The 22,586-nt window shown below is 62.0% G+C and carries 17 protein-coding genes and 1 riboswitch; of the genes, 9 read left to right on the top strand and 8 right to left on the bottom strand.

Annotated features, from left to right (window positions below; translation table 11 throughout):
* Positions 1–7: 7 nt before the first annotated feature.
* Entirely contained in the window at positions 8–1,717 is a 1,710-nt protein-coding gene (locus C6Y32_RS05190) for an ABC transporter ATP-binding protein (RefSeq protein WP_105204430.1), read from the bottom strand.
* A 50-nt stretch (positions 1,718–1,767) separates the two neighbouring features.
* The gene (locus C6Y32_RS05185) at positions 1,768–3,498 is read right to left on the bottom strand and encodes an ABC transporter ATP-binding protein (RefSeq protein WP_105204286.1); all 1,731 of its coding nucleotides are present in this window, start codon (positions 3,496–3,498) and stop codon (positions 1,768–1,770) included.
* A 308-nt stretch (positions 3,499–3,806) separates the two neighbouring features.
* Here C6Y32_RS05185 and C6Y32_RS05180 point away from each other — a divergent pair, with 308 nt between their 5' ends.
* Complete coding sequence (locus tag C6Y32_RS05180; protein WP_105204285.1) at positions 3,807–4,685, top strand: LysR family transcriptional regulator; 879 nt, start codon at positions 3,807–3,809, stop codon at positions 4,683–4,685.
* Positions 4,686–4,832: 147 nt separating this feature from the next.
* On the opposite strand, the gene C6Y32_RS05175 is transcribed toward C6Y32_RS05180, so the two are convergent.
* The 3 genes from C6Y32_RS05175 to C6Y32_RS05160 form a co-directional block, all read right to left on the bottom strand.
* Positions 4,833–6,698, bottom strand: a complete 1,866-nt coding sequence (locus C6Y32_RS05175) for a putative bifunctional diguanylate cyclase/phosphodiesterase (protein WP_105204284.1) — start codon at positions 6,696–6,698, stop codon at positions 4,833–4,835.
* Positions 6,699–7,022: 324 nt separating this feature from the next.
* Positions 7,023–7,601 carry a folate family ECF transporter S component gene (locus C6Y32_RS05165; RefSeq protein WP_105204283.1) on the bottom strand — a complete coding sequence of 193 codons (579 nt, stop codon included), beginning with the start codon at positions 7,599–7,601 and terminating at the stop codon, positions 7,023–7,025.
* A gap of 289 nt (positions 7,602–7,890) precedes the next feature.
* Positions 7,891–8,049: riboswitch (THF riboswitch) on the bottom strand.
* A 24-nt stretch (positions 8,050–8,073) separates the two neighbouring features.
* The gene (locus tag C6Y32_RS05160) at positions 8,074–8,994 is read right to left on the bottom strand and encodes a radical SAM protein (protein ID WP_105204282.1); all 921 of its coding nucleotides are present in this window, start codon (positions 8,992–8,994) and stop codon (positions 8,074–8,076) included.
* A gap of 207 nt (positions 8,995–9,201) precedes the next feature.
* On the opposite strand from C6Y32_RS05160, the gene C6Y32_RS05155 reads away from it, so the two are divergent.
* Together C6Y32_RS05155 and C6Y32_RS05150 are read left to right on the top strand one after the other, a co-directional pair.
* The gene (locus tag C6Y32_RS05155; RefSeq protein WP_105204281.1) at positions 9,202–9,972 is read left to right on the top strand and encodes an ABC transporter ATP-binding protein; all 771 of its coding nucleotides are present in this window, start codon (positions 9,202–9,204) and stop codon (positions 9,970–9,972) included.
* A gap of 5 nt (positions 9,973–9,977) precedes the next feature.
* The gene (locus C6Y32_RS05150) at positions 9,978–11,624 is read left to right on the top strand and encodes a hypothetical protein (protein ID WP_129589390.1); all 1,647 of its coding nucleotides are present in this window, start codon (positions 9,978–9,980) and stop codon (positions 11,622–11,624) included.
* 106 nt (positions 11,625–11,730) lie between these two features.
* On the opposite strand, the gene C6Y32_RS05145 is transcribed toward C6Y32_RS05150, so the two are convergent.
* Positions 11,731–13,590 (bottom strand): GGDEF domain-containing protein, encoded by a 1,860-nt coding sequence (locus C6Y32_RS05145; RefSeq protein WP_105204279.1) that lies wholly within the window; start codon positions 13,588–13,590, stop codon positions 11,731–11,733.
* 246 nt (positions 13,591–13,836) lie between these two features.
* On the opposite strand from C6Y32_RS05145, the gene C6Y32_RS05140 reads away from it, so the two are divergent.
* From C6Y32_RS05140 to C6Y32_RS05125, 4 genes are all read left to right on the top strand, one after another.
* The gene (locus C6Y32_RS05140) at positions 13,837–14,412 is read left to right on the top strand and encodes a xanthine phosphoribosyltransferase (RefSeq protein WP_105204278.1); all 576 of its coding nucleotides are present in this window, start codon (positions 13,837–13,839) and stop codon (positions 14,410–14,412) included.
* 26 nt (positions 14,413–14,438) lie between these two features.
* Positions 14,439–15,302 carry a metallophosphoesterase gene (locus C6Y32_RS05135; protein ID WP_164998139.1) on the top strand — a complete coding sequence of 288 codons (864 nt, stop codon included), beginning with the start codon at positions 14,439–14,441 and terminating at the stop codon, positions 15,300–15,302.
* Between the two features lie 261 nt (positions 15,303–15,563).
* Positions 15,564–16,628, top strand: a complete 1,065-nt coding sequence (locus C6Y32_RS05130; protein WP_105204276.1) for an amidohydrolase family protein — start codon at positions 15,564–15,566, stop codon at positions 16,626–16,628.
* Positions 16,629–16,641: 13 nt separating this feature from the next.
* Positions 16,642–17,145 (top strand): GNAT family N-acetyltransferase, encoded by a 504-nt coding sequence (locus C6Y32_RS05125; RefSeq protein ID WP_105204275.1) that lies wholly within the window; start codon positions 16,642–16,644, stop codon positions 17,143–17,145.
* A 76-nt stretch (positions 17,146–17,221) separates the two neighbouring features.
* Here C6Y32_RS05125 and C6Y32_RS05120 read toward each other — a convergent pair whose 3' ends face one another.
* Complete coding sequence (locus tag C6Y32_RS05120; RefSeq protein WP_129589389.1) at positions 17,222–17,902, bottom strand: hypothetical protein; 681 nt, start codon at positions 17,900–17,902, stop codon at positions 17,222–17,224.
* A 247-nt stretch (positions 17,903–18,149) separates the two neighbouring features.
* Here C6Y32_RS05120 and C6Y32_RS05115 point away from each other — a divergent pair, with 247 nt between their 5' ends.
* The gene (locus C6Y32_RS05115) at positions 18,150–19,415 is read left to right on the top strand and encodes an amidohydrolase family protein (RefSeq protein WP_164998138.1); all 1,266 of its coding nucleotides are present in this window, start codon (positions 18,150–18,152) and stop codon (positions 19,413–19,415) included.
* Between the two features lie 208 nt (positions 19,416–19,623).
* Complete coding sequence (locus C6Y32_RS05110; protein ID WP_105204272.1) at positions 19,624–21,216, top strand: peptide chain release factor 3; 1,593 nt, start codon at positions 19,624–19,626, stop codon at positions 21,214–21,216.
* A gap of 98 nt (positions 21,217–21,314) precedes the next feature.
* Here the strand turns inward: C6Y32_RS05110 and C6Y32_RS05105 are convergent, their stop codons facing one another.
* Positions 21,315–22,103: a nitroreductase family protein gene (locus C6Y32_RS05105; RefSeq protein WP_105204271.1), complete on the bottom strand. Its 789-nt coding sequence runs from the start codon at positions 22,101–22,103 to the stop codon at positions 21,315–21,317.
* Positions 22,104–22,586: the final 483 nt, after the last annotated feature.

Here is a 22,586-nt window from a genome sequence, read left to right as displayed (position 1 = left end):
ATATCCGCTACTGGGCCGCCGTCTCCTGTACCTCAAACTGGCTGGCGTAGAGCTTGGCGTAAAAGCCTCCGGCATCCAGCAGCTGCTGGTGTCTGCCCTGCTCCACGATGTGCCCGTCGCGCATCACCAAAATGTTGTCGGCCTCCTTGATGGTCGACAGGCGGTGGGCCACCACAAAGCTGGTCCGCCCCTCCATCAGCTTGGCCAGTGCCCGCTGGATGCGCTGCTCGGTGCGGGTATCGATGTTGGAGGTGGCCTCGTCCAGAATGAGCATGGGCGGGCTCACCAGCAAAATGCGGGCGATGCACAGCAGCTGCCGCTGGCCCTGCGATATACTGCCGCCGTCCTCACCGATCACCGTGTCGTACCCCTGGGGCAACCGCTTGATAAAGCTGTGGGCATGGGCAAATTTGGCTGCCGCCACGATCTCCTCGTCGGTGGCGTCAGGCCGGGCGTAGGCGATGTTCTGCCGCACCGTGCCCGAAAAAAGCCAGCTGTCCTGCAGCACCATCCCGTACTGCTGGCGCACGCTCTGTCGGGTCACATCCTGAATATCGGTGCCGCTGATACAGATGCGGCCGCTGTTTACATCGTAAAAGCGCATCAGCAGGTTGATGATGGTGGTCTTGCCGCAGCCGGTGGGTCCCACAATGGCTATGCGCTGTCCCGGCTGTACTGCCAGCGAAAAGTCTTCGATGAGCGGCTTTTGCGGGCTGTAGCGAAACGAGACCTGCTCCAGCCCCACGCTGCCGTCGCTGCGGGGCAAAACAGCCGGGGCCTCGGTCGGCTCATCGGGCTCGTCGAGCACCGCAAACACCCGCCTGGCACTGGCAAAAGCCGACTGCAGCTCGGTCACCACGCCAGATATCTCGTTAAACGGCTTGGTGTACTGGTTGGCATAGGTCAAAAAGGCCGAGATCTGCCCCACCGTCAAATGCCCCGCAATGGCCGCCACCGCCCCGATGATGCCCACCCCGGCATACACCAGCCCATTTACAAAGCGGGTGCAGGGATTGGTCATCGAGGAGTAAAACTGGGCCCGCACACCGCACTGGTACAGCTGCTGGTTGATGCCGTCAAAGGTGTCCTGCGCGCGGCTCTCATAGCGAAAGGCGCGCACCACCTTCTGGCCGGCCACCATCTCCTCCACCAGCGCTCCCATATCGCCCCGCGCCGCCGACTGCCGGCGAAACTGGTCGTGCGAGTGGCGGGCGATAAAGCTGGCCACAAACAGCGACAGCGGGGTGATGAGCACCACCACCAGTGCGATCTTTACGTTGATCGACAGCATAAACAGCAGCGTGCCCACAATGGTGATGACCCCGGTAAAAAGCTGGGCAAAGCCCTGCAGCAGCCCGTCCGAGATCAGATCGATATCGCTGACCATGCGGGTGATCAGGTCCCCGTGGGCGCTCTGGTCGATAAAGCGCAGCGGTACCTTTTGCAGCTTGTCAAACAGGGTGCGGCGCAGGTCGCGCACGGTAAAAAACGCCACCCGGTTGGTGCACAGCGTCATCGCCCACTGAAATACCGCCGCCAGCAGGTACACGCCGGCCAGCCACAGCAGGATGTACAGCACGCCGGTAAATTTCACCTGCCCCGGCCCCACGATCATGTCTATCGCCCGGCCAATGAGCACTGGCCCGTACAGGGTCAGCCCCACACTGGCCGCAGCCGCCAGCAGCGCCAGCACCAAAAACAGCAGGTGTGGGCGCATATAGCGCAGCAGGCGGCCCAGCACCGGGCTCTCTTTTCTGGTATCTCTTTTCACTGTGCCGCCTCCTCTTCGCTCAGCTGGGAGAGACAGATCTCCCGGTACACCTGGCAACTGTCCATCAGCTGGTGATGGGTGCCGCTGCCCACCAGCTGCCCGTCGTCCAGCACCAGCACCAAATCGGCATTTTTAATGGCCGACACCCGCTGCGAGACGATAAATACCGTGCTGCCCTCTATGCGGGCCAGCGCTGCCCGCAGGGCCGCATCGGTGGCAAAATCCAGTGCGCTGGCGCTGTCGTCCAGGATCAGGATCGGCGGCATGCCCACCAGTGCCCGGGCGATAGTCAGCCGCTGCCGCTGCCCGCCCGACAGGTTCTTTCCCCCCTGCTGCACCGGCGCATCCAGCCCCTGGGGCAGCTTCTGCACAAATTCGCTGGCCTGGGCGATATCCAGCGCCCGCCACAGCTGCTCGTCGGTGGCGTCCGGCACCTGCCACAAGAGGTTCTCGCGTATCGTGCCGGTAAACAGCCGCGCCTGCTGCGGCACCAGGCCAAACTGGGCCCGCAGGGCATCCAGCGGCCACTGCCGCACATCCTGTCCGTCTATCTCAACTGTGCCGGCAACTGCGTCGTAAAAGCGGGGCAGCAAGTTGACCAGCGTCGACTTGCCGGCGCCGGTGCCGCCGATAATGCCTACCGTCTGCCCCGGCTGTACCGCAAAACTGATATCGGTCAGCGCGTTCTCACTGGTAAAATAGCGAAAATCCACATCGCGCAGCTGCACCTTGGGGCAGCCGGCAGTCGGGGCGGGCACCGCCGCACCCGGCTGCTGGGTGATAGAGGGTACCGTCTCCAGCACCTCGCTCACCCGGGTGGCCGAGGCCGAGGCCTTGGTGAAGATCACCACCAGGTTGGCCACCACCACCAGCGCCAGCAAGATCTGGGTCATGTAGTTGACCAGCGCGATGATCTGCCCCTGGCTCAGCGCCCCGCTATTTACCTGGTAGCCGCCGAAATACAGGATGGCGATGATGCCAAAATTCATAATGATCGATGTCAGGGGATTGAGCAGCGCCGAGACCCGCCCCACCCGCACCGAGGTACCGGCCAGATTGCCGCTGGCATCGTCAAAGCGCGCTTTTTCCTGTTCCTGGCGGGAAAAGGCGCGGATCACCCGCACCCCCTCCAAATTCTCGCGGGATACGGTGCCGATACGGTCTAATTTTTTCTGTATTGTGCGGTAAAACGGCACCGTCTTTTTCATCACCACATACAGCGTGAGACCGATGAGCGGGATGGCCGCCAAAAAGATCAGCGACATCTTGAGGTCGATGGTCATGGCCATCACCGTGGCACCGATCACCAAAAACGGCGCCCGCACCACCAGCCGTATCAGCATGGCCACCGCCACCTGCAGCTGGTTCACGTCGCTGGTCACCCGGGTGATCAGGGTGGCGGTCCCAAACTGATCCAGCTCCCGGTGCGACAGCTGGCCGATCTTTTTAAACATGTCCTGACGCAGCAGCGTCCCCACCCCCTGCGAGGCCCGGGCGGCAAAGTACTGGCAGGTCAGGGCACAGCCCAGCCCCACCACGCCCAGCCCCACGATGAGCGCCCCCATCTTCCACACGTAGGGCAGGTCGCTCCGCCCTACGCCCCGGTCGATGATGTGGGCCATCAGCGTGGGCACCAGCAGTTCAAAGATCGCCTCGGTCAGTTTAAAAAGCGGGCCCAATATCACCTGCTTTTTAAATGGCTTCAGGTAGCGCAGTAGTTTTTTCAATCGATAAGACCTCTCTTTTCCTCCCCAGTCCGGGGGTCGGCAGCTCTCTGCCCCGCCCGTCTTTTCAGCCTGCGGCCGGGCGGGGCTCTACTTGTAATCGCCGCCGATATCGACTATTATTATAACAACTGGATATCTATATGAAAACTATTTGTTTTATATCCTCTCCATACCTAAATCGTATGGCATTTGTGCAAATCTTTACAGCAGATACGGTTCAGATCGTCCCTCTGCACAGCGGTCTGCCCGCCGTCTCGATCTCTACTGACGGCAGTAACAGGCCTCTCATTCCCAACAGGAGCGTATCTATGGATCTAAAAGCACTGCACTACTTCGTCACCATCGCCGACGAAGGCGCGATCACCGCCGCCGCCAAAAAACTGCATATCTCCCAGCCGCCGCTCTCACGTCAGCTGCACCTGCTCGAAGAGGAGCTGGGCCAGCTCCTCTTCGAGCGGGGCCCGCGCCAGCTGCGGCTCACGGCGGCCGGCCGTCTGCTCTATAAGCGGGCCTGTCACATCCTGGAGCTCTCACAGCTGGCCAAAAAGGAAATGTCCGATTACGGCCGCGGCCAGATCGGCATCCTCAGTCTGGGCACCGTCTCCTCGTCGGGCAGCGCCGTTTTCCAGCAGCGCATGCAAAATTTCTGCCGCCAATACCCCCAGGTGCGTTTTGAACTGCGCGAGGGAAACACCTTCGAGCTGCTGGAACTGCTGTTTGCCGGCATTATCGAGGTGGCCATCGTCCGCACCCCGTTTAAAGATGCCGGGCTGGGCTGCATCTATTTAGAGGAGGAGCCCATGGTGGCTGTGGCATCGGCCGACTACCACTGGCCCACCACCGAGGGAGCGCTCTTCATCAGCCAGCTGCGCGATCGGCCGCTCATCTTCTATCGCCGGTTCGAAACTCTGCTGCTGGGCTGCTGCGAAGATGCGGGTTTCGAGCCGGATATCCTCTGCAAAAACGACGATGCCCGCACCACACTGCTGTGGGCCACCACCGGTGCCGGCGTCTCTATCATGCCCCGGTCGGCCCTCCAGCTGATGGGCCGTCTGCCGGTCAGCTTCAAGGTGCTCAAAGAGCGCAGCCTCTACACCCGCATCGCCGCCGTCTGGGTCAAAGACCGCTACCTCTCCTCGGTGGCCCAGCGCTTTTTAGAGCAGTATACCCCCAGCGCCAGCCACTAGCTATCCGGCACTCATCCTCAAATAGCCTGCCCGCTACTTCTCCCGGGCACACCAGTTTTATAAAACAAAAAGGGGCGCCCCGGCAACTCAAGTCACCGGGGCGCCCCTTTTTGTGGCTCAATACCCGCTCACGCGGTGCATGTCCTTTCAGTTCGCCGCCAGCGGCACACTGGCCAGCAGCGCCTCGTACTCCGGCTGGGGCATGGGGCGATAGAACACATAGCCCTGTATCAGGTCGCAGCCGGCGCGGCGCAAAAACTCCACCTGCTGCGGGTCCTCTATCCCCTCAGCCACCGTCACGATCCCAAACTGGCGCACCAGGTTGATGATGCCCTCCACGATCAGCCGGTCCTTGTCGGCGTGCACCATGTCGCGAAAGAACAGCGCGTCGATCTTCAGCACATCGATGCTCAGATTCTTAATGGTGCTCAGCGACGAATACCCCTTACCAAAGTCGTCGATGGCACAGCTGAAACCCGCCGCCTGCAGATCATCCACGATCTCTGACAGCTGGTCCCAGTTTTCAAACAGGATCGTCTCGGTAAACTCTATCTCCAAAAGCTGCGGCGGCAGGTGGTACTTGTCGCGGATAGCCGTGTACGCCGGCACAAAATCCGCCCCGCCAAACTGCATGCGCGACACGTTCACCGATACTGGCAGCACCCGCTTTTTGCTGTCCAGCATGTGCCGCAGCCAAATACAGACCTCCTCAAACACATACCGGTCTAAAAGCGGGATGGTCCGGTTCTTTTCAAACACCGGGATAAACTGGTCGGGCGGGATCACCGTCCCGTCGGCGCGGCGCCAGCGCACCAGCGCCTCGGCGCAGGCGATCTGCCCGCTCTTCGGGTCGACCTTGGGCTGGTAGTACACCTCAAATTCATGGGCCTTCAGCGCGTCGGCCATGCTGCTCTCAATGGCTTTCTGGGCAAACAGCCGGCGGCGGATCCCCTCGTCATAAAAGCAGTACTGCCCGCTCACCGTCCCGTTCTTCACGTCGCCGCGGGCAAAGTTGGCCCGGTCCATCAGCCCCTCTACCTTCAGCTGCTCCACCGTGTCCTCCACACAGCAGATACCGCACCGCACCGGCAGCGACTGCTTTTGATAGGTGGTGTACACATAGTCCACGATCTGCGCGTCCACATACCGCTGGCGCTGCAGCAGGTGCCGCTTGGCGTCGTACTGCCGCAAGATCACAAAGTTGTCGGCATTTATCCGCCCAAAAACCTCGCTGTCGCCCATATCAGCCGATAGCAGCGCCGCATAGCGCTTTAAGATGTTGTCGCCGCAAGCGTAGCCAAGCAGGTCGTTCAGGTACTTAAAGTCGGCAAAATCCACATAAAAAAGCGCGTATTTTTCTTCTGCCGCCCCGTCCAGCAGCAGCTGAGCCTCTCTCTGAAAGCGGCCCAGATCATAAGCGCCGGTCAGCGGGTCGCGGCCCGCCTGGTCGCTCAGGTCCTGGTTGGCGCTTTTCAGGTGCAGCATCTCCTTAAAATTAAAGCGGAAAAACACCGCCCACACCGCCAAGATCCCCACAAAAAGCAGGATGATGAGCACCGTAAGGTCTCTTGTCTGGCGGCTGGAATAGGCCTCGGCGGCAAAAACCGTCTGGTTGGCCAAGTCAAAATACTGCTCGCTCTTATCCAAAAAAGCAGGCGCCACCGCCGTGTCGGTGCGGTGGGTGTAGAGCAGCTCTTTCAGGTCTCCCCACTGCTGGTCCAGCTCTTCCAGGCGCAGGCGGTAGTCCCGGTCCTCGATCAGCGCCAGCCCATACTTGCCTTTGCCGGTGGTCAGGTTCTCCAAAATATCGTCTAAGTACACGATCAGCTCGTCGCTCGGCGTGTCGGCCAGTTCCAGCTTCACCAGCCGCTGGGTGGCGCCGCGCACGATGCCCACATAATTGATCAGCTGCCCGTGGGAGCGCACGCTGTGGATAGACTGCAGCGTCACACACCCCAGCAAGATCATCCCCACAAAAAAGCCGAACAGCGCGTACCGCCACCGCCTTTTCATCGCCGCCTCACCTCCCCGTTTTACACATATCATCATTATACCATTTTCTACAAAAGAAGCCAAATTCTTTTTTGCATTTTTAGATGTTTGCCAAAAACATCGCCACATTCTTTTTGGACGCACATATCCAAGCTCGCAATTATGACCTGTCTTCCATTTATCCTGCGCCGGTCTGACGAATCATTCGCCTATCAGCTGGCAGTGGTTGCCGACAACGGCGCCATGGAAGTGACCCAGCCGCTGCGCACAAAAAAGAGCGCCCGGGCACTGGTCCCGGGCGCTCGCTTGTCTCGTAAAAACAGTTTGCTGACGCGGTATATCCGCCTATCGGCGCGGCTGCCAATGCGGCTTTTTAATGCGCTGTACCGCTTTTAACATGGCCAGCAGCATCACCGTTTCAATGGGCAGCAAGATCAGGTTTTTGGTGATGCGCACGCTCATCAGCGCCCAAAAGGCACTGCCGTACATCACCGACAGCCACAGCGGTGTCAGCAGCAGGTTCACCACCCCGGTCACCGCGCATTTGGCCGCCAGCGCCCGCCAGATGGTGGGCGCTTTCTGGTACAGCACCAGCCCGTACAAAAAGCCGGTGACCACCGCATTTAGCGTAAAGCCGGGGAAAAACCCCCCCGCTGTGGGCCGCACCAGATACTTGATGATATCGGCCACCCCATTGGCCGCTCCGGCTGCCACCGGGCCGTACAGGTACCCGCTGGTGCCGATCGCCAAAAAGGTGAGCCCGATCTTTAAAAACTCGTTGGGCACGATGGTAAAAAAGTGCAGCACCACGTTCAGCGCCGTGAGCATGGCCAGCCCGGTCAGGCTGTAAGGCGAGCGCAGCTCCTGCGCCGAGCGGGCCACACATTGGCCCAGTGACAATTTTGCGTTGGCATTCGATGACATAAAAAAACCTCCTTATCTCTGCAAAGTAGTGTGCATGCAGCCACATAAGGAGATGCTCTAACGTCTCTCTCAGAAGAAAAAGCCAATTTGCCGCGGCCAACAGTTCCCGCGCCTGCACCGCACCTCCAGCCATCCCCCTAAGCAGGAGAAAGGCCCGAAAAGGTACTTCTGCCCATTCCCCCTACAGGCGGGTACCGGCCAGAGGAAAAGGCAACTATTTGCGCCAGCAAAACGGAGCGCTGTGCCCGACAAGGCTCTTCTTCAAGCTATTCTCACAGAGAATAGCCGTGGCAGCGGGATGCAGACCGCGCACCGCAAGAGTCGTGCCGCTCGCCCACTGCGGCCGGCCCGTCGGGCCTGGCCACAGCAAAAAGGCAGCGCCGCTCTTTTCGTCCGGCTGTCAACTCCCCGTTCAGCCGGCACTTAACGCGCAGGGTCTTACTCTGCTAAAGGCATTGTAGCAAAAACGCCCCTACCGCGCAAGACCCTGCCCGCTAAAATCGGGAATGAAGCTCTCACTCACAGTTCCCCCCTCCTGCACAAAGGCGTTCTCAATGCCCAGTTCCAGCGCGTAATCGATCACCCGTTCGTACTCCGCCGCCGTTATGCAGCGGCCCAGCTCGGGCCAGCGCACCCGCACTCGGGGCAGGGGGGTATACTGGTTCATGATGCTCAGGTACACACTGTCGCCAAAGCGCCCGTAAAGATAGCGCAGCACCGCCCGGCTGTCCGCCTCACAGCCGGGCAGCAGCAGGTGCCGCACGATCATCCCCCGCCGCATCATGCCGCAGTCGTCAAACACCGGTTCCCCCACCTGTAAAAACATCTCGTCCAGGGCCTCCCGCACCACCTGCGGGTAATCCGGCGCCCCCGAATAGCGCGCCGCCAGCTGCACATCCAGGTACTTGCAGTCGGGCAGGTAGATGTCCACATATCCCGCCAGCATCCGCAGTGTCTCCCGGCGCTCGTAGCCGCCGCAGTTATACACCACCGGCAGCGCCAATCCCCGGCTCTTGGCCAGGTCCAGCGCCGCAATTACCTGGGGCAGATAATGGGTGGCCGTGACCAGGTTCAGGTTGTGTGCTCCCTGCTGCTGCAGCGACAAAAAGCTCTCAGCCAGCTGGGGCACCGTCACCTCTACTCCCTGCCCGTCGGCGCTGATCTGGTAGTTCTGGCAAAATACGCAGCCCAGCGTACAGCCGCTAAAAAACACCGCGCCCGAGCCCCTGTCGCCCGACAGGCAGGGCTCCTCCCAAAAGTGCAGTGCTGCGCGCCCGGCGCGCACCGCCGCTCCGGCCCCGCAGTACCCAGTCTCTCCACGCAGCCGGTCGGCGCCGCAGCGACGCGGGCACAGCGTACAGTGTTCCAGCAGCTGCCGGTAGTCCTCCCCCATGTTCACCGCTCCCCTCTGTTTTTCCTGACGATTATACCACCGCTAGCCCCGGCAGCGCCACTTTTTTTGCCGCTACCAGACGATTTTACACCTTTTTCGATTGACAAAATTCTCACATATCTGTACTATTGTACTAAACATCTAGTACAAAATTCTCTGCGGGCGGGCCTCCCAGCCTCACCGCGGCACTGAGAGAGGGGCACACACATGCAGCTGATACTCCAAGATATCACCAAGGCCTTTGGCGAAAAATCGGTGCTCACCGGCGCCAGCTTCACCTTTGAAAAGGGAAAGATCTACGGCCTGCTCGGCCGCAACGGAGCAGGTAAGACCACGCTGTTTAACTGCCTCAGCGGCGAGCTGCCGCCCGACAGCGGCGCCGCCGTCGTCCAGTTCGGCGACGCTGAAAAGCCGCTGACGCCCGAGGACATCGGCTACGTGTTCTCCACCCCCATCCTGCCCGAGTTCATGACCGGCTACGAATTCTTAAAATTCTACATAGAGATCCACAAAAACATCCCCCAGACCGCCAGCATCGACGACTACTTCGAACTGGTCGGCATCGAGCCGCAAGACCGCCACCGCCTCATCAAGGGCTACTCCCACGGCATGAAAAACAAGGTGCAGATGCTCTGTTTCCTCATCGCCAAGCCGCCTATCATCCTGCTGGATGAGCCGCTCACCTCTTTTGACGTGGTGGCTGCACTGGAGATGAAGAACCTGCTGCGCGACATCAAAAAAGATCACGTCATCATCTTCTCCACCCACATCCTGCAGCTGGCCACCGACCTGTGCGACGAGATCGTCATCCTAAACGGCGGTGCGCTCTCCCAGATGGACACCGCCCTGCTGCACAGCAAGGAGTTCGAGGAGAAGATCATCGAGATCCTGCGCGATCCGCCCCACCAGCCCGAGGCCCCGCCCGCCGCTGCCGCCAGCCCCAAAAGCGCCTTCTCCCTGCGCGGCAAAAGGAGGTGATGGCCGTGGAGCAAACGCAAAAAAACAGCGACTTCGCCAGCACGCTGATCACTGTATTCACCGTACAGGCAGCGCTCACCGCCAACAAATTTATCTACTATTTTAAGCGTATCCCCCTGCTGGGCCGCCTGGCCGGCGACAGCATCTACGCCGACGGCAGCCTGAAAACAGCGCTGTGCGGGGTGTTTGCCATTCTCAAGCAGCTCATGCGCTTTTTCTACAAGGCGCTCTACATCGGCCTTGTCGCCTATCTGCCCGCCTTTCTCATGCTCGAAAACGCCGCCAAAGCCACCCGCCAAGGCCTGTTCGTATGGGTCCTGCTCATGATGAGCATCGGCGGCGCAGTGCTGAACGCCCACACCGCCAATACCGACTTTTTGCGCTACACCTGTATCAAACTGCTGGGCATGGAGCCGGGCCGTTTCATCTACAGTACGGTGGTGTTCGATCACCTTACCGACCTGGTATTTTTCCTGCCGGCCTCCCTCATCTTCGGTCTGCTGGCCGGTCTGCCGCTGGTCAGTTGTCTGGTGCTGCCGGTCATGGTGGTGGGGCTGCATCTGGCCGGCGAGGCCCTGCATCTGTTTTTGTTCGACAAGTGCGGTATCGTGCTGGTCAAAAAGTATCTCATCACCTGGGGCTTTGCCGGTCTGTGCCTGCTGTTGGGCTATCTGCCGCTGCTGTTTCCGGGCCTGGCGCCGCTGGTGCGCCACCACTGGGCAGTCAGTTTGCCGGGCGCACTGCTGTTTTTGGTGCTGGGCGGTCTGGGCCTGCACTACTTAAAGACCTACAGCGTCTACACCGGTCTGTCGCAGGCCACCACCAACCTCAGCGAGGCGGTGCTCGACCCCAAAAAGGCCCAGAGCCAGGCGCTGTTTGCCGGGGTCAAGCTCAAAGACGAAGACCTGCGGCAAGAGAGCCTGCAGCCCGGCCGCTTTGCCCACCGCCACGGCTTCGACTACCTCAACGCCCTGTTTTTCGACCGCCACCGCCGCATGGTGCTAAAGCCCATCCTCATCGAGCTGGCGGTCATCGGCGCCCTGTTTTTACTGCTGGTGCTGCTGTGCATCCTGTCTCCCCAGCTGGCCTACACCGGGGCGGCAGCGGTCACCGGCATCCTGCCGGTGTTCGTGTTCTGCATGTACATGGCCACCAGTCAGTGCGAGCGCATCCCCCGCGCCATGTTCTATAACTGCGATATCGCCCTGCTGCGCTACAGCTTTTCCCGCTCCCGCCGCGCCGTGCTCGAGACCTTCCGCCGCCGCATGCTCTACGTCGGCGGGTTCAATCTGCTGGTGGGCGCGGCCATGTGCGCCGCCGTCGGCGGGGTCGTGGCGCTGGCCGGCGACCACTGGCCGCCCGACCAGATGATCCCCTTCATGCTCTCACTGCTCTGCCTGTCGCTGTTTTTCGCGGTACATCACCTGTTTTGCTACTATATCTTCCAGCCCTATACCACCGATCTCAACATGAAAAACCCCTTCTACAAGCTGGTCAACATGGCCGTTTACCTGCTGTGCTACCTCTGCTTGCAAATAAAGGTCGAGCCCCGGGGCTTTGCCGTCGTGGTCAGTCTTTCCACCGTCGTCTACATGACCGTGGCGCTCCTGCTGGTCTACCGCTTTGCCCCCAAAACATTTCGGGTCAAGTGATCTCTTGCCCGCCGCCAAAAGCAGCCCCGGCCACCCTTTTTCGGGGGTGGCCGGGGCTGCTTTTTCGGGGGTGGCCGGGGCTGCTTTTTCTTTCACTGCTTTTCCTTCACTCGGTCTCTCCGGTATCCCTATACAGGCAAAAGCGGTTCTTGCCACCGCGTTTGGCCCGGTACATCGCCTGGTCGGCCCGGCCGTAAAGCGCCTGGTAATCGTCCCGGTCGGCAGTTCGGGCAACGCCCACACTGGCAGTCACCGCGTGGCCGGGCAGGTCCGGCAGGTGGATGGTGCTGATAGAACTGATGATGCGGGCGGCGCGGCGCTGCACGATCTCGTCGCTGTGCGCCCCCACCATAAACACCGCAAATTCGTCGCCGCCCACGCGGCCCACCATGTCCTCCTGCCGAAAGCAGTGGCGCAGGCCGGTGCCCACCGCGCGCAGCAGCGCATCGCCGGCCGCATGGCCGCAGCAGTCGTTGACCCGCTTAAAATCATCCAGGTCGATCATGAACAAAAATCCCTTGGTGCCGCCCTGCAGCAGCTCCCCCACCTGTTCCTCCAGCGCCGCTTTATTAAAGGTGCTGGTGGCCCGGTCCAGCGCCGAGCGCCGCCGCAGCGCCTCCTCCTTGCGCTTTTGTTCACTGATGTCCATCAGCTTGCCGATGCTGCGCTCCGGCCGTCCGGTGCGCGCGTCATAGAGCGTCTGGTACTGGCAGCGCATCCAGTGGTAGCGCCCATCCCGGCCCCACATGCGCAGCTGGCAGCTGTCGTTTTGGCCCGGTGCCAAACTGGCCGCCTTTTTGAGCAGCGAGTCAAGCAGCACCGCATCCTGCGGGTGCAGTACCGATAGTCCCCCCTGCCCCCGGCCGGTATAGCGCATGTTCAGCTGCGCCACGGCGAACTGGTTTTGTACGTTGGGGGTAAACTGCAGCGTCTTGTCGCGGTGATCGTACTCCAGCAGCACCGTGTCCGAAAAGCGGGCCAGCAGCGCGTACCGCTCCTCCTCCATCCGCAGCCGGCGGCGCTGGCCCCAAAACAGCCAAACACCCACGCCGCCCAGCAGTGCCAGCAGCGCGATGAGCGCCACCGCCAAGATCACCGTGTAGCGCAAGATCGCCGTGGGGTGCCCGGTCATGCGGGTAGTGCGCATACAGCAAAACAGCCGCCAGCCGTTATAGCCCAGGTCCTCCACCGCCACATACGAGCCCTGCCCACCCGGCTGGGCAATGCGCACCACTGTGCTCTCGCCGCTTTCCAGCGCAGCCTGCAGCTGCGCGACCTGCTCGTCGGGCACCTGTTGTCGCCGCAGCTCGGCAACCAGGTCCAGCTCTCTGGGGGCGCCGTCTCCCGCCAGCACCACCAGCGTGCCACTGCCGTACACCAGGTAGCTCTCTCCGGCACCGTAGATGGTCTTTTCCCCCGTCGGCCCGGTGAGCATCTCACCGCAGATAGAACAGTAGAGCACCCCTGTCAGCTGCCCCTGCCGCAGCACCGCCGCCGCCACATAAAAGGTATAGCCGCCCGCCTCGCCCCGGCCCGCATACAGCGGGGTCACCACCGTCTGGCCCCGGCGCAGCTCCTCCAGGCCCTCCTGCTCCTGCGGGGTGTAGTCCGCTGCGCCGGCAGCCAGCTCCTCTGCAGTCAAATAGGTCACGGCACCGCTGCCCTGCTCTCCGCGCACCGCGCTGATATAGCGGTCGATCCACGCTCTGTCCGCGCTGTCGGCCGTCTGGATAGCCGCGGCCATGCTCTGCAGCGTGTCGGTGGCGTCGTCGATATCCGCCTGCACCACCTGCCGGCGAGCCATCGCGCTGCCGCGCATGTCCTGCACCGCCATATCTACAAACAGCTTTTGCACCCGCGCGCGGTAACCGGCAAACAGCCCGCTCATCAGCACCGCCGCCAACAGTAAAAAAGCCAAAAACAGACCGATGGTCCAGCCCACATGCCGCTTTTTTCTCCGGTCCACCCGCTCTCCCCCGCCTCTCCTCAACCCTGTCCCGCAAAGCTTTAAAATTGGAGTATTTTACTAAAAAATAAGTATACTAGTTTTTGTCACAAAACGCAATATGTGTACATATACCAATAGCTCGTTTTAACTGCAGAACAGCAAAGGGGTGGAACCGGCCCGTGAGATGTGGTATGATAGTTGCACGACAAAATTCGACCCGCGGGCGGCGCGTCGCCTGCGGCACAGCACGTAGGGGGTCAACGTATGCAACTGCTAAAAGAGCGCATTTTAAAAGACGGCAAGGTCAAACCCGGCCATATCCTAAAGGTCGACAGCTTCTTGAACCACCAGATGGACGTGGCGCTGTTTAACGAGCTGGGGCGCGAATTTGCCCGCCGCTTCGCCGGCGAAAAGATCACCAAGATCATCACCGTCGAGGCCTCCGGTATCGGCATCGCCGCCATCGTGGCCCAGCACTTCGGCAACGTGCCGGTAGTCTTCGCCAAAAAAACGCTCTCCAAAAATCTCGACGGCGAGCTGCTCACCGCACAGGTCCGCTCTTACACCCGCGGCGGCGTGTACACCATCCAGATGGAGCGCAAATTCCTCTCGCCCGACGACAACATCCTCATCATCGACGACTTTCTGGCCAAAGGGCAGGCGCTGCTGGGCCTGCTCGAGATCGTGGCGCAGGCCGGGGCCAAAGTGGCCGGCTGCGGCATCGTCATCGAGAAGGGCTTCCAGGACGGCGGCCAGCTCATCCGCGAAAAAGGCGTCCGGCTGGAATCGCTGGCCATCATCGAGTCCATGACCGATGATACCATCACCTTTGCCCCCTAGTGCCGTACAGTTTATGGGCAGGTATATTGGCCGCGGCGCTGGTGGGCTCCGCGGCCTTTTACTTTTACTGCCAAAACCACTGCCTGCAGGTCAGCCGGCCGGTACTCGATCTGGGGCTCGACGCCCCGCTGCGGGTACTGCACCTCTCCGATCTGCACAGCGCTAGCTTTGGCCGCGGCGGGCGGGCGCTGTACCAGATGGCTGTCCAGCTGGAGCCCCAGCTCATCTGCGTCACCGGTGACTGGATCGACGCCAAAGACAGCGCCTGGCGCCGCACCGCCAACGCGCTCATCCGGCTCACCGCCGTCGCACCGGTGGTCTTCGTGCCCGGCAATCACGAGCACCGCAGCGGTCGCTGGCCGCAGATACGCCCCTATCTGGAGCGGGGCGGGGTACAGGTGCTGTGCGATGACCTGCTCACCCTGCACACCGCCGCCGGCCCGGTGAGCCTGCTGGGCCTCGACGAGCGGCGCGGCGTCACTTACGGCCAGTACCTCTCCCGGCGCGGCGGCCCGGCGCCAGACCCCTACTCCCAGCTCTTTGCCGCGCTGGCGCAGCGCCCCGGCCCCCGTCTCCTGCTCACCCACTACCCCGAGCAGTTTTGCCAAAAAGGCGGTGGCGGCCACAGCCGCCACTCGTTCTCGCTGCAGCTGTCCGGTCACGCCCACGGCGGGCAGATCCGCTTTCCTTTCCCCCAAGGGCTCATCGCCCCGGGCCAGGGGCTCTTTCCCCGCTACACCGCCGGGCTGTTCAACTGCCGCGGCCAGCGCCTGCCAAGCGGCAGCCGCCCGCACGGGCCGGCGCTGCTGGTCAGCCGCGGGCTGGGCAACAGCTTTTTTCCCCTGCGGGTACAAAATCGCCCCGAGGTGATCCTGCTCACCCTGCGCTAAAGCCAGTCGGCCCGCAGATATAAAGCACCGCTCCACACCCCTTTTCGGGCCTGTGTGGGGCGGTGTTTTACAAAAATTCACAAATTATTCGCGGCGCGTTCTCGCCGGTATAGTACACTGTGTCTTGTTTTGATCCTGCCCGCCACACCCCGGTGGTCCGTATCCCGGCTCTGTCGCCGGCGGCGGGCAGTCCCCACTAAAAAACACAGCTGCCCGCACACCTGTGCGCGGGCTCACAGCAGAAAGGAACGCCACCTCATCATGGCACGAAAAGTCCTCTACTACGGCGGTGATATCGTCACTGCCGACCGCGACGTATACGCCGCCGCCCTGCTCACCGACGGTGGGCGGGTGCTGGCCGTCGGCGAGCCGGATGCGCTCATCCAGCGCGCCGGCGACGATGTCGAGCCCTGCGACCTGCAGGGCGCCACCCTGCTCCCGGGCTTTGTCGACGGGCAGGCCAGCCTGCTGCACCTGGCCGGGCACCAGGCCCAGCCGGGCTATTTGCAGTCGGTCGCTCAGCTGCAGCGGGCCCAGCGGGCACTGCTGTTGCGGGGGGTCACCACAGTGGGCAGCTGCTGCCGCACCCCGGCCGACTTTACCCTGCTGCGCACCGCCGCCGGGCAGGGTCTGGTGTGCACCGACGTACAGGCCAGTATACATATCGATATCGCCGAGCAGGTGCTGCCGCAAAATGCCGAGTACCTGGGCAGCGGGCAGCGCTGTGGGCTGGGGCGGCTGCGCATCGCCAGCTTGTATATCGTGCTCGACCGGCCCGACCGCTACCGCGATCAGGAGCTGCGGCGCATCGTCCAGTACAGCTTGGCCAGGCACATGCAGCTGGTGGCCCACTGCCAAAGCCCGCAGCTGGCCCGCCAGTTTGCCGACAACTTCGCCGCTGCCCTGCAAAAGAGCACCGAGTGCTGCACCTACCGCCCGGTCATCACCTGCCCCCAGCCGCTCGACGTGAGAGCGCTCTCTAGCAGCGCGCTGCAGTTCGCGGGCGCCCCCTCCCCCCTGCCCGAGGCGCTGCCCCGGCCACTCTCGGCCATGCGGCGGCTCATACTGGGCGAGGTGCTGCCGCTGCAGGCGCTCAAGATCGCCGCCTACCGCCCGGCCTACCTGTATTTCGAGGAGGATCAAAAAGGCATCCTCCAGCCCGGTGCCCGGGCCGATCTGGTGCTGCTCAGCGACAACCCCCTCAAGGTGCGCCCCAACGAGCTGGGCGATATCCGGGTGCAGTCGGTCATCAAAAACGGCGAGCAGCTGCACCTGTTTGCCCAGTCAACTGCCGGCGCCGTTCACCAAACCTCGCCCCACCGGTAAAAGGAGCACTGCTATGCACCGTCTCACGCCAAGGCTCTCCATCTTTCCCCTCTCCCCTGCCCAAATGCAGCTGTGGGTACACGATCTGCCCGCGCTGGAGGCCGCACTCGGCTGCACCTACCGGGGCGAGCCGCTGTCCGGCCCCTTTTTGCAGGTCGTGTGCGCCCAGGCGTCAGCGGCCGCGGCCGCCGGTACAAACTATATGTGGCACAGCTTTTGGCTGCTCATGCGCCGCAGCGACCGCAGCATCGTCGGCTCCGCCGTGTGGAAAGGAGCACCCGATGCCAGCGGTCGGGTCGAGATCGGCTACGGCCTGGGCCAGGCATTTTACCACCAGGGCTACATGACCGAGGCAGTGTCCGAACTCTGCCGCTGGGCACTCGATCAGCCTGCTGTCACCTCTGTGCTGGCCGAGACCGACCCGCTCCCCCAAGGCGCCGCCTCGCAGCGGGTGCTCAAGCGCTGCGGATTTCTGCCCTACCCGCAAAAAAGCGGCTGTTGGTGGTGTTTAAAATAGCCTCCGCACCCGCGCGCTCCTGTAAACAAAAAGCGCCGAAGAGCCATTCTTCGGCGCTTTTTATTTCTAACTGTCTTTACAGGGCAGCAAAGTTCTGCTGCAGTACCTGACGCATCGTCTCCTCCTGCCCCTCGGCAAAGGTGGCGATGATGGTCACCATGTAATCTCCCTGCTGGCGCACCATATACCACTGGTGTACCCCTTCCGCCGTGACCGGCAGCACCTGAAAAGTCTCCTGGGCCACCTCCAGCGAAAAAACATCAGCACTGGTATCATACTGGGGCGCCGCTACCGCCTCCAGCTGTTTTTTCAGTATCTGCAGGTAGTTTTTCTCGGTCAGCGCCGCCACCGGCATCTTCTCGGCCGCCAGCTGTACCGCCGGCAGCCCCTCGGCCGCAGTGGCCACCATATCAAATATGGTCTGCTGCTTCGACTGCTCATACCCCTGCTGCTGTCCGTCCGACAAATTGTCGGCGCCGCTGTCCATCATGGCGTCAATCTGCTCGTCAGTGTAGGCCGACCAGCCCGCCGGCAGCGTAAACACCACTCCCAGCGACTGGTTTTCAAACCGCTCGCCCGCCCAACTGCCCCGGGCAAATACAAACGTCTCCTCCTCTTTGCTGCTGGCCGCCGAAGATGACGGCGCACTGCTCTGGGCCCCGCTCTTAGCCCCGTCTTTTTTGCCCGGCAGCGAACAGCCGGCCAGCAGTACCCCGCCGGCCAGCAGCACCACTAAAAGTCTGCGCATACTCTTCACCTGTATACTCCTCCTCTTTTTTCTGCCGGGCGCCTCAAACAGCACCGTGCGGCAGCTCTTTTCTGTGTCTACCATATCAAAAAAGCCCCTGTTTTACAAGGGGCGGCACGTATTGACAAAGTTCCGTTCACTGCACTATGATACAGGCAGTGACCGTGTAGCCGCTCTGCCATTCGGCAGAGCGTTTTTTCTAGCGGCTCCGCCGATGCGAGCGCGGGGTCTACACTACAAAAAAGGAGTACTTTTTATGGCTGTATATCGGGGCAATTTTCTCTACACGCCGGCACTGGGCCAGCTAAAGGTGGTCGAGCGCGGCTGGCTCATCACCGAAAACGGGCTGGTGCGCTCACTCACCCAGCGCCAACCGGCCTCAGCCGGTCCGCTCACCGCCGATTTTGGCGACGCGCTGGTCCTCCCCGCCTTTACCGACCTGCACCTGCACGCGCCCCAGCTGCCCAACATGGGCCTGGGCTACAGCGAGGGGCTGGACGGCTGGCTGGAACGGTACACCTACCCCGTCGAGCACCGGTACGCCGACCCCGGCTACGCCCACCAGCTCAATGCGGCGCTCATCAGCCAGCTGCGGTGCTACGGCTCGCTGCACGCCGTCATCATGGGCTCCACCTCCGCCGCGGCCGCGGCCGATCTGCTAGAGCAGTACCGCCGCAGCGGCATGTGGGCCTATGTGGGCAAAATGAATTCCGACTATCCCGGCTACGGCGTCCAAAACGAACAGACCGCCCCCTCCATCGCCGAGACCGTGCAGCTGGCCCATCGCTACGGTGGACCCGGCCGGGTCCGCTATGCCATCTCGCCGGAGTTCGTGCCCTGCTGCTCCGACGAACTGATGGCCGCTCTGGGCCAGCTGGCCCGCGAGACCGGGCTGCCGGTCCACTCCCACATGTCCGAAGGGGAGAGCGACCTGCAACTGGTGCGGCGTCGCTTTCCCCGCGAGGGGTACTACGCCGGGGTGTACGCCCGCTTTGGTCTCATGGGCAGCGGCCCCTCGGTCATGGCCCACTGTCTCACCAGCCCCGAGGAGGAGATCGCCCTGCTCAAACAGCACGGCAGCTTTGTCGCCCACTGCCCGGTCTGCAGTCTCGACTTGGCCGGCAGCGGCTTGCCCCCCATCCGCCGCTATCTAAACGAGGGGATCCCCGTGGGGCTGGGCAGCGATATCGCCGGCGGCCACACCCTCAACATGATGCAGGTCATAGTGGCCGCCGTGCAGATCTCCAAGCTGGTGGTACAGCAAAAGCCCCAGCTCTCCCCCCTCAGCGAAGTCGAGGCGCTCTACCTGGCCACCAAAGGCGGCGGCGCCTTTTTCGGCCGCGTCGGCAGTTTCGAGCCCGGCTACAGTTTCGACGCGCTGGTCATCGACGACCGCGATCTGGGCCAGCTGTCGCCGCTGCACCTCTCCCCCGCCCAGCGGCTGGAGCGCTTTCTCTACTGCGGCGACGACCGCCACATCTCCCGCCGCTACTGCGCCGGCCGGGAACTCACCGCCCTATAGCCGCCTATCTCTTGGCCCGGCAGCACCGCCAAAAGGTGCCTGCCGGACAGTTTGCCGGCTGCTGGCGGCTGCTGGGCGGCACTGTCCCCTCCTGCACATTTCCCCGTTTCCGCGATCTCTGCAACACTAGAATACAGTTGCACAGACCTGCCAAAAATGGTAAAATAAATTGTTTGTTTTACACCATCGACCAGGAGGCTCACTGTATATGCCAGACTATAGCCAGCAAATCAGGCGCCGGCGCACCTTCGCCATCATCTCGCACCCCGACGCCGGCAAGACCACGCTCACCGAAAAGCTGCTGCTCTATGGCGGCGCCATCACCCAGGCGGGGACAGTCAAGGGCAAAAAGTCCTCCCGCCATGCAGTGAGCGACTGGATGGAGATCGAAAAGCAGCGCGGTATCTCGGTCACCAGCTCGGTGCTGCAGTTCGAGTACGGCGACTGCTGCATCAACATCCTCGACACCCCCGGCCATCAGGACTTCTCCGAGGACACCTATCGCACGCTCATGGCCGCCGACTCGGCAGTCATGGTCATCGACGCCGCCAAAGGCGTCGAGCCCCAGACCCGCAAGCTGTTTAAAGTCTGCCTGCTGCGCGATATCCCCATCTTCACCTTCATCAACAAAATGGATCGCGAGGCGCGCGACCCGTTCGAGCTCTGCGAGGAGATCGAGGAGGAGCTGGGCATCGGCACCTGCCCCATCAACTGGCCCATCGGCTCGGGCAAATCCTTTAAAGGCGTGTACGACCGCAAAAAGCGCGATATCTTGGCCTTCAGCGCCACCGGCGGCGCCAAGCGGGTCCAGGCCACCGAGGCCGGTCTCGACGACCCCCACCTGGTCGATATGCTGGGGCAGGAGCTGTATCAAACACTGTGCGACGACGTAGAGCTGCTCGACGGCGCCGGCGACGATTTCGATATGGAGCTGGTGCGCCACGGCAAGCTCTCGCCGGTCTTTTTTGGCTCGGCGCTGACCAACTTCGGGGTAGAGCCATTCCTGGAGCAGTTTTTGCAGATGACCACCCCGCCGCTGCCCCGCACCACCGTCGAGGGGGATATCGACCCGTTCGATCCCGAGTTCTCGGCTTTCGTGTTCAAAATACAGGCCAACATGAACCGTGCCCACCGCGACCGTCTGGCCTTCATGCGCATCTGCTCGGGCAAGTTCTCTAAGGGGATGGAAGTGCTGCACGTACAACAGGGCAAAAAGATCAAGCTGGCCCAGCCCCAGCAGATGATGGCCCAGGAGCGCGCCATCGTCGACGAGGCCTACGCCGGCGACATCATCGGCGTGTTCGATCCCGGCATCTTTTCCATCGGCGACACGGTCTGTGCCCCCTCAAAAAAGGTGCGCTTTTCCAGCATCCCCACCTTTGCGCCCGAACACTTTGCCCGGGTGCGCCAAGTTGATACCCTCAAGCGCAAGCAGTTTGTCAAAGGTATGGACCAGATCGCCCAGGAGGGTGCCATCCAGATCTTCCACGAGCCCTATTCCGGCATGGAAGAGGTCATCGTGGGGGTGGTGGGCACCCTGCAGTTCGACGTGCTGGAATACCGCCTCAAAAACGAGTACGGGGTGGATATCCGCATGGAGCGCCTGCCCTACCAGTCGCTGCGCTGGATCGAGAGCGAGATCGAGCGCCCCGACGACCTGCACCTGAGCACCGACACCAAGCTGGTGCAGGATTACCGCGACCGCTATCTGCTGCTGTTCACCAGCGAGTGGAACGTGCGCTGGTCGCTGGAGCACAACAAAGGTCTCGAGCTGGCCGAGTTCGGCATGAACGAGTCGTGACCCGCTCTCCGGCGTTTTTTGTGATACAGATATAAAAAGAGCTGTGCCGTCCCTCACAAGGGGCCGCACAGCTCTTTTTTCACCCATATCGGGTAATTCTAGCGCCACACCACTTCCGCCGGTTTTTTGGGGGCCGGGCGTCGGTAGTGCACCGCCGGGTGCCCCAGCACCAGGCAGGTGGCCAGCTGCAGGTCATCCGTCACGCCGAAAAATGCCCGCAACGCGTCATTCTCGGCGATCGCACACTGGGCAAATCCACAGTACAGCGCCCCCAGACCCATAGCGTGGGCCATCAGCTCTATGTTGGCTGCCGCCAGGCACCCGTCGACGACCTGGGGCGCCAACACGGCGATCATCTGGCTGCCGCCGTAAAACAGCGTGTCCTTTTGCCGGTCCTGCAAAAAGTCCTCGTACCGCCGCTGCATCCCCTCTATGCCCCGCCGGGCCGCATACCGCGCCAGGCTGGCAAATATCCGCTCTTCTATCTGGGGCAGCTGCTCATCCAGCACCACATAGCGCACCTGTTGCCGGTTCGAGCCGGTAGGGGCTGCGCACCCCGCCTGCAGCAGCTTATCTATCTGCCGGCGGCTCACCTTTTCCCCGGTAAAGCGGCGGATGCTGCGGCGAAACTGCATCATCCGCAAGAGCTGGTCGGGGTCCACGTCATATCGCTGGGAGGTATATGGCTCCGGGTCCCACTGGGGATACTGGGGCAGCTTTACCGCCCCCACAGGGCAGATAGCCGCACAGTGCCCGCAGCTGATACACCCCCGCGCGCTGGGTGCCGCCCGGCCCCCCACCACGTCTATCGCCTGTGTCACGCACAGCTGTACACACTGCATGCAGCCGGTACAGCGCTCGGTATCGATCTCGATCACCGCGCTCATCCCCCTTTTTCTCTTCTGCTAGCAGTATACCGCACCGGCGCCCTGTTTGGCCAGTCAAAAGTAATACATGCCCCGCACTTTTTCTGCCGCCGGCGCCGGCTCATTCAGACAGAGCGCCGCGCTGTTTCCGGCCCGGGCTCCGCGGTACAGCCAACACCGTGCAGGCAGTCGCAACGATCCTCGGTCCGCCTGTCGACCTCGATCCAGCGCCTTCTACTGTCGCCTTTTTGCGCACCTGTTCCCCCGCCGTGCCCCCAGCTGCGGCAATCTCCGGGTACGGTGCACTGTGTATAGGCGCACCCCAAAAGCGCCCGTTTACAGTGTTGGGGGCATCCCTCCCCTGCAAGCGAGCGCCTTTGTCTGTGGGGCCACGAGTCAAAACAGCCCGGCTCTCCTGCGACCGCCGCGGCGCGTTTTTATTTTTTACCGCCCGCGACTGCCTATAAAAAACCGCAGCTTCCCGGGCCCCACCAGGTCCGCTAT

Origin of the sequence: Neobittarella massiliensis (ex Bilen et al. 2018) (assembly GCF_900289145.1) — a bacterium.
GTDB lineage: Bacteria > Bacillota > Clostridia > Oscillospirales > Ruminococcaceae > Neobittarella > Neobittarella massiliensis.
This window is presented reverse-complemented; position numbering and strand designations above follow the sequence as displayed.